The sequence below is a fragment of the Sinomonas susongensis genome (genome assembly GCF_005877005.1).
In the GTDB taxonomy this organism is placed as follows: Bacteria; Actinomycetota; Actinomycetes; order Actinomycetales; family Micrococcaceae; genus Sinomonas; species Sinomonas susongensis.
On the sequence record NZ_SSNH01000001.1, the window covers coordinates 105125 to 117785 of the forward strand.

General features: G+C 69.7%; 12 protein-coding genes and 2 tRNA genes. 13 read left to right on the plus strand and 1 reads right to left on the minus strand.

Going from position 1 to position 12661, the window contains the following annotated elements; translation table 11 throughout:
* The first annotated feature begins 261 nt into the window (after positions 1 to 261).
* The 5 genes from E6A21_RS00475 (at position 262) to E6A21_RS00495 (ending at position 4579) form a co-directional block, all read left to right on the plus strand.
* On the plus strand, positions 262 to 2280 hold the full coding sequence (locus E6A21_RS00475) for a DEAD/DEAH box helicase (RefSeq protein ID WP_138442141.1): 2019 nt from the start codon (positions 262 to 264) through the stop codon (positions 2278 to 2280).
* Between the two features lie 258 nt (positions 2281 to 2538).
* Positions 2539 to 2610: transfer RNA gene (locus E6A21_RS00480), tRNA-Thr, on the plus strand.
* 4 nt (positions 2611 to 2614) lie between these two features.
* Positions 2615 to 2688, plus strand: a tRNA-Met gene (locus E6A21_RS00485).
* 101 nt (positions 2689 to 2789) lie between these two features.
* Positions 2790 to 3464, plus strand: a complete 675-nt coding sequence (locus E6A21_RS00490) for an SGNH/GDSL hydrolase family protein (RefSeq protein ID WP_138442143.1) — start codon at positions 2790 to 2792, stop codon at positions 3462 to 3464.
* A 53-nt stretch (positions 3465 to 3517) separates the two neighbouring features.
* Entirely contained in the window at positions 3518 to 4579 is a 1062-nt protein-coding gene (locus tag E6A21_RS00495) for an acyltransferase family protein (RefSeq protein WP_138442145.1), read from the plus strand.
* Positions 4580 to 4598: 19 nt separating this feature from the next.
* On the opposite strand, the gene E6A21_RS00500 is transcribed toward E6A21_RS00495, so the two are convergent.
* A complete protein-coding gene (locus E6A21_RS00500; RefSeq protein WP_246036109.1) occupies positions 4599 to 5831 on the minus strand; it encodes an ROK family transcriptional regulator in 1233 nt (410 codons plus the stop codon).
* A 164-nt stretch (positions 5832 to 5995) separates the two neighbouring features.
* Between E6A21_RS00500 and E6A21_RS00505 the strand changes: the two genes are divergently transcribed.
* The 8 genes from E6A21_RS00505 to E6A21_RS00540 all read left to right on the plus strand — a co-directional run bounded on the left by E6A21_RS00505 (position 5996) and on the right by E6A21_RS00540 (position 12595).
* On the plus strand, positions 5996 to 7693 hold the full coding sequence (locus E6A21_RS00505; protein WP_138442147.1) for a glycoside hydrolase family 13 protein: 1698 nt from the start codon (positions 5996 to 5998) through the stop codon (positions 7691 to 7693).
* A 139-nt stretch (positions 7694 to 7832) separates the two neighbouring features.
* Positions 7833 to 8267, plus strand: coding sequence for a pyridoxamine 5'-phosphate oxidase family protein (locus E6A21_RS00510; RefSeq protein ID WP_138442150.1), 435 nt, complete (start codon positions 7833 to 7835; stop codon positions 8265 to 8267).
* 457 nt (positions 8268 to 8724) lie between these two features.
* Entirely contained in the window at positions 8725 to 9609 is an 885-nt protein-coding gene (locus E6A21_RS00515; RefSeq protein WP_138442152.1) for an HpcH/HpaI aldolase/citrate lyase family protein, read from the plus strand.
* An 11-nt stretch (positions 9610 to 9620) separates the two neighbouring features.
* Positions 9621 to 9842, plus strand: a complete 222-nt coding sequence (locus E6A21_RS00520; protein ID WP_138442154.1) for a DUF4337 domain-containing protein — start codon at positions 9621 to 9623, stop codon at positions 9840 to 9842.
* Between the two features lie 22 nt (positions 9843 to 9864).
* A complete protein-coding gene (locus E6A21_RS00525; RefSeq protein WP_138442156.1) occupies positions 9865 to 10314 on the plus strand; it encodes a MaoC family dehydratase N-terminal domain-containing protein in 450 nt (149 codons plus the stop codon).
* Positions 10311 to 10769 carry a MaoC family dehydratase gene (locus E6A21_RS00530; protein WP_138442157.1) on the plus strand — a complete coding sequence of 153 codons (459 nt, stop codon included), beginning with the start codon at positions 10311 to 10313 and terminating at the stop codon, positions 10767 to 10769. Before E6A21_RS00525 ends, E6A21_RS00530 begins: the two co-directional genes overlap by 4 nt.
* 24 nt (positions 10770 to 10793) lie before the next feature.
* The gene (locus E6A21_RS00535) at positions 10794 to 11858 is read left to right on the plus strand and encodes a UDP-N-acetylmuramate dehydrogenase (protein WP_138442160.1); all 1065 of its coding nucleotides are present in this window, start codon (positions 10794 to 10796) and stop codon (positions 11856 to 11858) included.
* The gene (locus E6A21_RS00540; RefSeq protein ID WP_138442162.1) at positions 11855 to 12595 is read left to right on the plus strand and encodes a TetR/AcrR family transcriptional regulator; all 741 of its coding nucleotides are present in this window, start codon (positions 11855 to 11857) and stop codon (positions 12593 to 12595) included. Before E6A21_RS00535 ends, E6A21_RS00540 begins: the two co-directional genes overlap by 4 nt.
* Positions 12596 to 12661 lie beyond the last annotated feature (66 nt).

Below are 12661 nucleotides of genomic sequence, written 5' to 3' on the forward strand. Positions count from 1 at the left end.
GGCCTCGTCCGTCCTGTACGATAGATGTATCCCCCACTGCGCCGGTATTCCCTCTTCCTGCCCAATTCTTGAGGCAGGAGTAGTGCGTGTTGGGGCCCGCGAGGCGGGCAGTTTCATAGGGGAGCCGGCTGAAGAAAACGCTGTTGGTGCGCGTGTGGCGCCGAGTGCAGCGAGAAGTCCTGCCACGGGATTGAGACAGCGCCGGGCTTCGGCATTGACCGATGAGCCGCCATTAAGGCTCCCCTACCGGAGGATTCCTCTATGTCTGAAACTTTGGATGCCCCTTTCGCAATGGACGAAGAGGCTCCCGAAACCACTTCTTCCCCTGAGACCACTGCTGCCCCAGCCGTGCCGGAGGCCAGCGAGGACCGCGGTGTGCTCTTCACCGACCTCGGCATCGACGACCGCATTCTCGCGGCACTGAGCGACGTCGGCTACGAGAAGCCGTCGCCCATCCAGGCGGCGACCATCCCGCTCCTGCTCGAGGGGCGCGACGTCGTCGGCCTCGCCCAGACGGGCACCGGCAAGACCGCGGCCTTCGCGGTTCCGGCGCTCTCGCGTCTCGCGGAACTCCACGACCAGAACGGGCCGTCCCGCTCGACCCAGGCCCTCGTCCTCGCCCCGACCCGCGAGCTTGCGCTCCAGGTCGCCGAGGCCTTCACGTCCTATGCGAAGCACCTCGAGGACTTCACGGTCCTCCCGGTCTACGGCGGTTCCGCCTACGGCCCGCAGCTCGCAGGCCTGCGCCGCGGCGCCCAGGTCGTCGTCGGCACGCCTGGCCGCGTGATCGACCACCTCGAGAAGGGCTCGCTCGACCTGTCGGGGCTCCAGTACCTCGTGCTCGACGAGGCCGACGAGATGCTCCGCATGGGCTTCGCGGACGATGTCGAGCGCATCTTCCAGGAGACCCCGGACGGCCGTCAGGTCGCGCTCTTCTCCGCGACCATGCCGTCGCAGATCCGCCGCATGTCGAAGCAGTACCTCAACAACCCTGAAGAGGTCACGGTCAAGTCGAAGACCACGACCGGGCAGAACATCCGCCAGCGGTACGTGCAGGTCGTCGGCTCGCAGAAGGTGGATGCACTCACGCGCATCCTCGAGGTGGAGGAGTTCGACGGCGTCATCGCGTTCGTCCGCACGAAGATGGCCACCGAGGATCTCGCCGACAAGCTCAAGGCCCGCGGCTTCCAGGCGGCGGCGATCAACGGCGACATCGCCCAGGCCCAGCGAGAGCGCACCGTTGAGGCGCTCCGCGACGGCAAGATCGACATCCTGGTGGCGACCGACGTCGCGGCGCGCGGCCTCGACGTCGAGCGCATCAGCCACGTCGTGAACTACGACATCCCCCATGACACCGAGAGCTACGTGCACCGCATCGGCCGTACGGGCCGCGCGGGCCGCAAGGGCGACGCGATCCTGTTCATGACGCCTCGCGAGAAGTACCTGCTCCGGGCGATCGAGAAGGCGACCCACCAGCCCGTCGAGCAGATGTCGCTCCCGACGGCGGAGACCGTCAACTCGCTGCGCATGAGCAAGTTCGCCGACCAGATCACCGAGACCCTCGAGTCCGAGGACGTCTCGCTGTTCCGCGATCTCATCTCCTCCTACGAGGCCGAGCACAACGTGCCCGCTGCTGAGATCGCGGCCGCACTTGCCGTGATGGTCCAGGGCGACACTCCGTTCCTCGTCCAGGAGATCCCGAGCGTTCCGGACTTCGCGAAGCGCGGGCGTGACCGGGATGCGCGCGACGGCGGCCGCGGCCAGGGGCGTGCCCCTCGCGGCTCGTCCGAGGGCAGCGCAACGTACCGCATCGCGGTGGGCCGCCGGCAGCGTGTCCAGCCGGGCTCGATCGTCGGCGCGCTCGCGAACGAGGGCGGGTTCCACTCAAGCGAGATCGGCGGGATCGACATCCGCTCCGACTTCTCCCTCGTGGAGCTCCCCGCTGAGCTCTCAAGCGAGCAGTGGAAGGCGCTCTCGAAGACCCGGATCGGCGGCGAGCTCATCAAGCTCGAGCTCGACTCCGGCGGCCGCCCCGCTCGTGAGGGCGGCGACTGGGGCTCCCGCGGCGGCCGGGACCGGGATCGCGGTCCGCGTGACGGCGACTGGGGCCGTGGTGGCAGGGGTGGCTCCGGCGCGCGCGAGCGCCGGGACGACTGGGGCGACCGCGGCAATCGTGGCGACCGCGGTGGCCGTGAGGGCTTCGCGTCCCGGGGTGGCTTCGCCGGCCGCAGCGGGGCTGCTTCCGGCGGCGCACGCCGTTTCGGCGGCAGCCGCGGCTGACTGGACGTCAGCTCTCACTTAGTTCACCGATCTGTCAAACGTTAGTGACAAGACCGGTTGTGTCATGTCAAGATAGTCCGGGGGTGGGCAGCGGAAGCGCGGACTCCCGCGCTACCGCGAACGAGGTCCGGCTGCAGCCTGCTGGGGGGGTGCGGCCGGGCCTCGTCGTTTCCGCTCCCGACCCTTGACTGGGCGGGCGTTGAAGGGCCGCTTTCGATTTGTTCGCGGGTCGGGGCTCCGGTAAAGTATCTGTCTGTTGCCCCCCTAGCTCAGTGGTAGAGCGCCATCTTGGTAAGATGGAGGTCACGGGATCGATTCCCGTGGGGGGCTCTCTGGCGGTGTAGCTCAGTTGGTTAGAGCGCACGACTCATAATCGTGAGGTCGGGAGATCGAGCCTCCCCACCGCTACGGCTCAAGGCCCCGGGTAACCGGGGCCTTTGTCGTGTCCCGGGACAGATGACGGGCGTATTCTGGGCGCTGTCCCGCGTGTTCGACTGGCAGGGGGAACCATGCCAAAGGAGACCAGCAGATTCAGCCGCGGGAGGCTCGGGGGGTGGGCGGCCCTCGCCGTTCTCGCGGGCGTGGTCGCTGCGGCCGGCACCGTGCGCAGTCTGCCGGAGGCCAAGGGCCCGGCGTGGCCTTCCACGGAAGTGAGGGCGGTCAGATTCGCGGCAGTGGGGGACTCCATCACGCAGGGCGACAGCCCGGGCTTCAGCGTCGGCCTCACGGGGAGCCTCTCGTGGGTCACGTACGCCCGTTCGCCTCTCGACCTCTTCGCGGGCGGGTGGGCGGCCGGCGGGGCGACGACCGCGCGGATGGCCGCAAACGTCCGTCCGGTCAGGGCAGACGTCCTCGTCGTCATCGGCGGCACGAATGATCTCGCGCAGGGCGTGCCGTTCTCGGTGACGGCAGCGAATATCGAGAGGATCGTCGCGACCGTCGGCGCGCCGCGCGTCATCGTCTCGGCGATCCCACCGCGCGACTCGGCGCAGGGCGCCACCGTGGCGTTCAATGCGTCGCTCAAAGAGCTGGTGCTCGCGCACGGCTGGGAGTGGGTCGATGCGCCCGCCGGCGTGCGGGAGGGCGAGCAGTACGCGCCGGGGATGTCCCACGACGGCATCCATCCGAGCCAGGCCGGGGCCGAGGCGCCGGGCCGTGCCCTCGACGCGGCGATCTCCCGCTGAAGCGAGAGTCGGCACTCCCAGCCTCACCAGCAACTCTCGGTACACTTGCTCCGATGACCGTTACTCAAACGTTACCCGTCCAGTCCCCGGCGGAACGTGTACCCACTCAGCGCCTCGGGTACGTTCCCGCCCTCGACGGGCTGCGCGCCCTGGCCATTGCGTTGGTGGCGGTCTACCACGCTGTCATGCCGGCCCACTTCGGCGGGGCCGGCGGCGTCGACGTCTTCTTCGTGCTCTCGGGCTTCCTCATCACGACCCTTCTCCTCCAGGAGCACGGAGCCGCCGGGAGGGTCTCATTCCGCCGGTTCTACACGCGCCGACTCGTGCGCCTCGGACCTCCGCTCGTGCTCATGCTCGCCGTCGTCTTCGTGCCGATCGCCGCGACGATGGGGCTCAGCACCGCGCTCAGCGGCTCTGGGCTCTCGCTGTTCTACCTCATGCCTGTCGGCGCAGAGTCGGGCTCGACGATGCTCTCGCCGTACGAGCACACATGGTCGCTCGGGGTGGAGGAGTGGTTCTACTTCCTCTGGCCCCCGGCTCTCGTCCTGCTCCTGCGCGGGCGACGGCGCTGGGCACTCATCGCCGCGGCCGTCGCCGCAGGAGGACTGGCGGTCGCGGCACTCTTGGCGGAGGCCCAGTCGGCGGAAGTCTCCTTCATCCTGCGTGCGTGCGGACTCATGGCGGGCTGCGCTGCGGCGCTGGCGCTTCACGGCAGGCGGCTCTCGGTGGGGCGCTGGGCCGCCCTCGCGGGGCTGGCCTTCCTTGCACTGAGCGTGGTGCGTTCCACCATGGCCCCGTTCTCGACCCTCGACGTGCTGTCGGCGGACCTCGGCGCCGTGCTGCTCGTCGTCGGAATCATGCGAGGCCCGCGCGGGCTCCTGCACCGGGCACTTTCCGTGCGGCCGTTCGTCGCGGTCGGCCGCATCAGCTACGAGATCTACCTGTGGCACTATCCCGTGCTCTGCATCCTCGGCGTCCTCAACCACTCCGACTGGCTCGAAGTCGGCTGGATTGCGCTGCCGGTCTCCCTCGTGCTCGCCGTCGTCGCCCATCGCGTCACGGAGCCGGTCATCGTGCGGCTCCGCACGAGGATCGCGGCGTGGATCCCCGCCTGACCGACCCGCGCGTGGCCCGCTAGCCGACGTCTGGCAGTGCGATCGCGAGCGACCTCTCGGCCACGTCGTCGAGCGCCCGCCGGATGGCCCCGAGCGCTACGGCCTCGCCGCCGAGCCCCGATACCTCGATCTCGGCGGGCGTCTCGGTCAAATCGGGGAGCGCAGCGCGGATCCCGGGCAGGAGGCGGGCGGCCGCGGGGGCGATCGCCCCTCCCAGCACCACGAGCTCCGGGTTCAGGAGGGTGCTGAGCACGGCGATGACGCGGGCCATCCGATCCTCGAGCCGGACCAGGACAGCAGCCGCCGCGGCGTCGCCGTCCTCGGCTGCCGTGAACACGGCCTCCGCGGTGACCTCGGACGGGGCCAGCCCGGCGAGGCCCGTGGGCTGGGCCGCTGCCTCGGCGCCCCATTCGCGCGCGAGCTGCGCAATGCCGTGCGGCCCGACCGCGCCGTCGACGAGCCTGAGGAACGCGAGCTCGCCCGCCGCGCCGTTCCGCCCGTGCAGGAGGCGGCCGGATTCGATGATCCCCGCGCCGAGGCGCTCGCCGGCCAGCAGGACGGCCACGTCGTCTAGCCCCTGGGCCGCGCCGCGCCACTGCTCCGCGAGGGCAGCGAGATTCGCGTCGTTCTCGAGGAGCACATGCCACCCGTGGCGGTCGAAGAGGGCGGCCGCAAGCCCGACGTCGAACATCTCCCAGAAGTCCGAGCCAGCCGCGACGTGCCCGTTCCGGTCCACTGGCGCCGCGACGCCGACGCCGACGGCGAGGACGTGCCGGGGTTCACGCCCCGCGTCGCGCAGCGCCGCGAGGGCCACCCCGCTCACCACATCCAGGCGCGCCTGCGCCGTCCTGGCACCCCGGGGGAGGTCCCCGGAGGCTGTGGAGAGGATGTCGCCGCGCAGGTCGGTCACAAGTGCCGTGGTCTTGTGGGCGCCGACGTCGAGGCCCACGACGACGCCGGCGTCCGCCCGGAAGCCGAACGTGCGCGGGGGGCGGCCACGCTGGGGGCCGGTGCGCTCGGGGTCCTGCTCCTCCGCCCAGCCGCGCCGCACGAGGTCCTCGCACACGGCGATCACGGTCGCGCGCGTCAGGCCGGTGAGCTCGACGAGCTCGGAGACCGTGAATGGGCCCCCGCGGCGCAGTGCGGCGAGGACAGTGCGGGCTGTCACGAAGCGCACGACGTGCGGACCGACGGGCCCCGTCTCAGTGCCGGCGGGCTCGGGCCGCCCCTGCACGCCGCCTCGTTCCTGCACGGCCTTGACCTCCTCCTGCCCCGCCACAATAATGGTGACGCGAGCTATATTTAGATTCTAAATTATCTCTCGGGGCCATGTCTCTCGAAGCCATGTCTCTCGAAGCCATGACGGTCACCCGCACAGCATCTCTGTCCCCCACATTCCCATGACAAGGAGACCCCGTGTCCACGCCTGTCGAGTCCGCACCGGACACCACCGCTCAAGACGCCCACTGGTGGCGGCAGGCGGCCGTCTACCAGATCTACCCGCGCAGCTTCTCCGACTCGAATGGCGACGGGCTCGGCGACCTCAAGGGCATCACGTCGAAGGTCCAGTACCTCAAGGACCTCGGGGTCGACGCCGTCTGGCTGAGCCCGTTCTACCCGTCCGCGCTCGCTGACGGCGGCTACGACGTCGACGACTACCGCAACGTCGACCCGCGCCTCGGCACGCTCGAGGACTTCGACGAGATGGCGGCTGCGCTGCACGCCGTCGGCATCAAGGTGATTGTCGACATCGTCCCGAACCACACGTCCAACCGCCACGCGTGGTTCCAGGAGGCCCTCGCGTCACCCAAGGGCTCCGCGGCCCGCCGCCGCTACATCTTCCGGGACGGCCTGGGCGAGAACGGCGAGCTGCCGCCCAACGAGTGGACGTCGATCTTCGGCGGCCCAGCGTGGGAGCGCGTCACGGAGCCCGACGGCACGCCGGGCCAGTGGTACTTCCACCTGTTTGCGAAGGAGCAGCCTGACCTCGACTGGGACAACCCCGAGGTCCACGAGGACTTCCTCAGGACCCTTCGCTTCTGGTCGGACCGCGGGGCCGACGGCTTCCGCGTCGACGTCGCCCACGCGCTCAAGAAGGACATGGACGCCGAGGTCGAGAGCCTCGAGCTGCTCCACCGCGCCGACCTCTTCCGCAACGGTGAGCACCCGCTGTGGGATCGCGACGAGGTGCACACGATCTACGCCGAGTGGCGGCGGCTCTTCAACGAGTACAACCCGCCCCGCACGGCCGTAGCAGAGGCCTGGGTGCACGCCGACCGCCGCGCCCGCTACGCGTCTCCCGAGGGCCTCGGCCAGGCATTCAACTTCGATCTGCTCAAGGCCGACTTCGACGCTGAGCAGTTCCGCACCATCATCAGCAAGAACCTCGCCGAGGCTGCCGCGACCGGGGCATCCTCGACCTGGGTGTTCTCGAACCACGACGTCGTCCGCCACGCGACCCGGTACGGGCTGCCGAAGGGCAGCGGCCGCGAGGAGGGCGCGGGCGCGGACGGCAAGGACTGGCTGCTCGAGGGTGGCGACCCCGCACAGGTGGACGCCGAGCGGGGCCTGCGGCGAGCGAAGGCTGCGACGCTGCTCATGCTCGCACTCCCGGGCTCGGCCTACCTGTACCAGGGCGAGGAGCTCGGCCTGCAGGAAGTCGGCCAGATCGCTGACGAGGATCGGCAGGATCCGACCTTCTTCCGGAACAAGGGGGTCGAAGTCGGCCGCGACGGCTGCCGCGTGCCGCTCCCGTGGGAGCCGCAGGGCAGCTCGTTCGGCTTCGGCTCGAACGGCTCGCACCTTCCCCAGCCGGCTTGGTTCGCCGACTACGCGGTGAGTGTCCAGGCTGCTGACGCGGGCTCGACCCTCTCGTTCTACCGCCGGGCCCTCAAGCTCCGCCATGAGCTGCAGGCGGCAGAGGCGCTCGGCTGGCAGGATTCCGTGGACGACGAAGTGCTGCACTTCGTGCGTCCGGGCGGCTGGCACGTTGTGGCCAACTTCGGGACGGCCCCCGTGGTCCTGCCCGAGGGCGAGGTGCTCCTCGCGAGCGCCGAAGTCGAGGGTGGCAAGCTCCCCGGGGAAGCGACGGCGTGGGTGCGCGTCACCGGCTGACATCCGAGACTCGCCCGTTTCCCGGTCGGGAAGCCCCTGAGGGGCGACGAGTCAGGTGAGGCGGCGAGTGGAAGAGGAAGGCTCTTCCGCTCGCCGCCTCTCTCGTGGCAGGCTGAGGCTTGAGCGTGAGGAGACGGCCATGCCCACGGTTGGCGACTCCGGGCCCGGGGTCCGGCACGAGGACTTCGAGCTCGACGAGGAGAAATGCTGGGCGCTGCTCGGCTCCTCGGGGATAGGGCGCTTCGCGTTCACGGCGAGCGGGCGCATCCGGGTCTTCCCCGTCCACTACGCGGTCTACCGTGGCTGCGTGTACTTCCGCACCTCGCGCCACGGGGTCATTGCGGACGGGCTGCCCCAGGAGGGCGTGGCATTCGAAATCGACTCGGTGACCCCCGTGGCCCAGGCCGGCTGGTCGGTGCTTGTCTCGGGGACGGCGAGCGTGGTCGATGACTCCGACCTCCTCACCCAGCTGTTCGGGCTGGGGGTCGAGGAGCCCTGGGCGGGCGGCGTCCGGGACCGCTTTGTGTGCCTTGTCCCGCGGGAGCTGACAGGGCGGCAAGTCTTCCTCGCGTGACTCCTTCCGACGACGGCGAGAACCTCCGCGGGAGCAGTCTGAGCAATTTATCAAATCAGTTGACATAATAATTCGGCCGTAGTGCACTGGTACTGGATCGTCGCGCTGGGGAGCGATTCGTCGACCATCCCGAGAAGTATCAGGAGCATAGCTATGGCTGATATGGAGCCCCAGACTGCCCAAGGTACAGCGGTGGAGGACGCCACATCCCGCCCAGACCAGGGCAATTCCTCTTTGCGGTCCGCACCGGCCGGCGCCCCCGGCATGCGCTCCGGGATCACTTGGTGGGAGGCGTGCGGCGGATGGAGTTCGCGGTACGCCCTCAGCATCTAGGAGCACTAGGGCGAGCTGAGGCTTGTGCGGCGCTGGACCCGATGTGCCTGCGGCGCTGGACCCGATGTGCCTGCGGCGCTGGACCCGATGTGCCTGCGGCGCTGGCGCGGGATACCGTTGACCCATGACCTCAACCACCGCCGCCGAATCGCCCCGTCCCACCGGTGCTGATCTCTCCCGCCCAGCCCGCGCTGTCAATCCCGAGATCGCCCGCTCGTGGCTGCTGGTCAACGCGATGCGGCCTGAGATCTTCGCGGAGGCTTCGTCATCACGGGCGGACGCCGTGATCCTCGACATCGAGGATGCAGTCGATCCCTCGCACAAGGGTGAGGCGCGGGAGAACGTGCTCCGCTGGATGCGCGATGGTGGCCAGGCGTGGGTCCGCATCAACGATGCGACGAGCCCGTTCTGGGCCGACGACCTTGCGGCCCTGCGCGGAACGGCGGGACTCCTCGGCGTCATGCTCGCGAAGACCGAGTCCTCGGACCAGGTGACGGAGAGCTACCACCGCATGGACGGCAAGACCCCCGTGATCCCGCTCGTCGAGTCGGCGGTGGGCATCGAGGAGGCGAACCACATCGCCAAGGCCCAGGGCGCCTTCCGTCTTGCCTTCGGCTCGGGCGACTTCCGTCGTGACACAGGCATGGCGGCGACGCCCGAGGCGATGGCCTACCCGCGGGCCAAGCTTGTCGTCGCAAGCCGCGTCGGCGGCCTCCCCGGTCCCATCGACGGCCCGACCGTCGGGACCAACCACCCGATCCTGCGCGAGCAGAGCGCCATCACGGTGATGATGGGGATGACCGGCAAGCTGTGCCTCGCCATCGACCAGACCACCGTGATCAACGAGGTCATCAGCCCGACGCCGAGCGACGTCGCCTGGGCCTCTGACTTCATGCGCGACTTCGAGGCGAACGGCCGGGTCATCCGCGACGGCTCCGATCTCCCGCGGCTCGGCCGCGCAGAGAAGATCATGAAGCTCGCGACCGCCTTCGGCGTCCAGCCGGCCTGAACGAGGGACGCGTGAACGACTTCTGGGAGACGGCCCCTCCGCTCTACAGGAGGGTCGTGCTCTCCGGCATGGCCTTCCTGGGGGTCGGGATCATCCTCAACATCGTCGCGAACCTGAGCCACGTTGCGTGGCTCCTGTACGCATCGCTCGTCGTCATCGGCATCGGCCTCGTGGCGCACCTCTTCGGCATCGGCATCCGCGCGCGGGAGATGCGCCGGCGCCTCCGGGGCTGAGCTCGGGCGATAGGCTTCTTCCATGGCCATCAACCCCGACCTGCAGGGTCGCGTCTACCCGCCCGCCGAGGCGTACGACGTCGGCCGCGAGAAGATCCGCGAATTCGCCCGAGCCGTCAAAGCCGTCAATCCCGCTCATTTCGACGTCGAGACCGCGAAGTCGCTCGGCCACGCCGACCTGGTCGCGCCGCCGTCGTTCGCGATCATCATCGCCCAGCGAGCCGACGCGCAGCTCATCGCAGACCCCGAGTCGGGCATCGACTTCTCGCGCGTCGTCCACGCCGAGCAGCGCTTCACCCACCACCGCCCGATCGTGGCGGGCGATCGCCTGACAGCCGAGCTGCACGTCGACAACGTGCGCGCGATGGGCGGCGGGGCCATGATCACGACCCGCGCCGAGATCGCGTCCGAGTCGGGGGAGAAGGTCGCCACGGCGACCTCGTCCATCCTTGTCCGGGGAGAGGGCCAATGACCGCCACAGGATCCGCCACCGCGCCCGCCTTCGACGAGCTCGAAACCGGGCTCGAGATCGGTCGCCGCGAGATCGCGGTGACCCGTGCCGACCTCGTGAAATACGCGGGGGCGTCCGGCGACTTCAATCCGATCCACTGGAACAACGACTTCGCGGTTGCCGTCGAGCTTCCGGGCGTGATCGCCCACGGCATGTTCACGATGGGCGCCGCAGTGCAGCTCGTCGTCGACTGGGCAGGCGATCCCGGCGCCGTCGTGGACTACCAGACGCGGTTCACGAAGCCGGTGCCGGTCTCGGACACCACGGGACGCGACGAGCCGGGTGCCGTGCTCGACGTCGTCGGGACGATCGGCGCGCTCGACCCCGAGGCCCGTACCGCCCGGGTCGACCTCACGGTCACGTGCGGGGGACAGCGGGTGCTGACGAAGGCGCAGGCCGTCGTCCGCCTCGGCTGAGACGGGTCCGACTAAGCTGGTCGGGTGAGCGAGACCCTCCTTTCCTCCCTGACCACGTCCGCCGTCGGCGGTCCCGCGGCCCGCTTCGAGGAGGCGCGTACCGAGGCGGAGATCATCGACGCCGTGCGTGCCGCCGACGATGCCGGGGAGCCACTCCTCATCGTCGGTGGCGGCTCAAACCTGATCGTCGCGGACGAGGGCTACCCGGGAACGGTCCTCAAGATCGCGTCGGAGGGCCTCGAGCTCGACTCTGCGGACGCGTGCGGCGGAGTCTCGGTCGGCGTCCAGGCGGGCCACCCGTGGGACGACTTCGTGGACTACGCCGTGCACCACGCGTGGAGTGGCGTCGAGGCCCTCTCGGGCATTCCCGGCTCCACCGGGGCGACCCCCGTGCAGAACGTGGGCGCCTACGGTTCGGATGTCTCCCAGACCATCTGGCAGGTGCGCACGTGGGATCGTGAGGCACGCGCCGTCAGGACGTTCGTCCCCTCAGAGCTCAAGTTCGGCTACCGGGATTCCCTCCTCAAGCAGACGACGACGGAAGGCTCCCCCCGCTTCGTCGTGCTGCGCGTGGACTTCCAGCTTGCGCTGGGCCGCATGAGCGCCCCGGTCCGCTACGCCGAGCTCGCGAGGTCCCTCGGCGTCGAGCCGGGCCAGCGCGCCTCGGCCCTCGACGTCCGCCGCGAGGTCCTGCGGCTGCGCGGCTCGAAGGGCATGGTCCTCGACCCGTCGGACCGGGACACGTACTCGACCGGGTCCTTCTTCACCAATCCGATCCTCTCGCTCGACGCCGCAGCGGCGCTGCCCGCTGAGGCCCCGCGCTATCCCGCGGGGGAAGGGCTCGTGAAGACGTCGGCGGCATGGCTCATCGAGCACGCTGGTTTCCCGAAGGGCTACGGCCTCGAGGACGGGAGCGTGACCGGCGGCCGCGCGTCGCTCTCCACGAAGCACACCCTTGCTATTACGAACCGCGGCGGAGCAAGCGCGAAGGACCTGCTGGCCCTGGCCCGCGAGGTGCGGGACGGAGTGCAGGCGCACTTCGGCATCGAGCTCAGCAACGAGCCGCTGCTCATCGGGCTCGAGCTGTGACCGAAGCCGCGGGATCCGGCGGGGGGACGGTCGCGGCGCGCCAGGAACGCGCCCGGTTCCGTCACGACGTCGCGGCGGCAGCCGTCCGGCTGTACGCGGAACAGGGCTACGAGGGGACGAATGCCGAGCAGATCGCGGCCGCCGCCGGGCTCTCGCGCAGCACGTTCTTCCGTCAGTTCCGCTCGAAGGAGGACGTGGTCTTCGCCGACCACGACGCGCTCCTCGATGAAGCCGGATCGTTCCTGGCCGAACCGCACGCGGACCCTTGGGAGGCCGTGTGCCGCGCGGCCGAGGGTGTGTTCGCCCATTTCGCCCAACAGCCGGAGCTCGCCCGGCTCCGCTACGCGGTCGTGAACCGCGAGCAGATCCTGCGGGACAGGGAACTCGTGACGACGTTCCGGTACGAGCGGCTCTTCGAGGCATACCTGCGGGAGGCACTCCCAGCGGAAGCCGACCTCGACGTCGTCCGGTTCGCCTCGACCGTGATCGCAACTCACAACTACTTTCTCCGGGGCCTCATGCGCGGCGACCCCGCGATGGACGCGGGGCGGCTCCGGGCTGAACTGGATGCCGTGCGGCGGCTCTTCGGCGTTGTTCGTCGATCGGACGATGGCCCGAGCGACGGCGCGCGCTCCCGTCCCATCGAGGCGGACGACGTCGTCGTCGCGGTCTTCAAGCGGTCCGTTCCGCCGGCCGACGTCGCGCGGCGCATCGAAGAGGCCCTCGGCAGCCCTTGAGTCGGGTGAAACACCGTACCCGTGAAGCCTAGTGCCGTGAGACCCAGTTCCACTTGACCTGACACT

Excerpts from the sequence above, each read along its gene's own strand:
- E6A21_RS00490 (WP_138442143.1), top strand. The coding sequence starts at position 2,790 with ATGCCAAAGGAGACCAGCAGATTCAGCCGCGGGAGGCTCGGGGGGTGG.
- E6A21_RS00475 (WP_138442141.1), top strand. The coding sequence starts at position 262 with ATGTCTGAAACTTTGGATGCCCCTTTCGCAATGGACGAAGAGGCTCCC.
- E6A21_RS00530 (WP_138442157.1), top strand. The coding sequence starts at position 10,311 with ATGACCGCCACAGGATCCGCCACCGCGCCCGCCTTCGACGAGCTCGAA.
- E6A21_RS00495 (WP_138442145.1), top strand. The coding sequence starts at position 3,518 with ATGACCGTTACTCAAACGTTACCCGTCCAGTCCCCGGCGGAACGTGTA.
- E6A21_RS00515 (WP_138442152.1), top strand. The coding sequence starts at position 8,725 with ATGACCTCAACCACCGCCGCCGAATCGCCCCGTCCCACCGGTGCTGAT.
- E6A21_RS00510 (WP_138442150.1), top strand. The coding sequence starts at position 7,833 with ATGCCCACGGTTGGCGACTCCGGGCCCGGGGTCCGGCACGAGGACTTC.
- E6A21_RS00525 (WP_138442156.1), top strand. The coding sequence starts at position 9,865 with ATGGCCATCAACCCCGACCTGCAGGGTCGCGTCTACCCGCCCGCCGAG.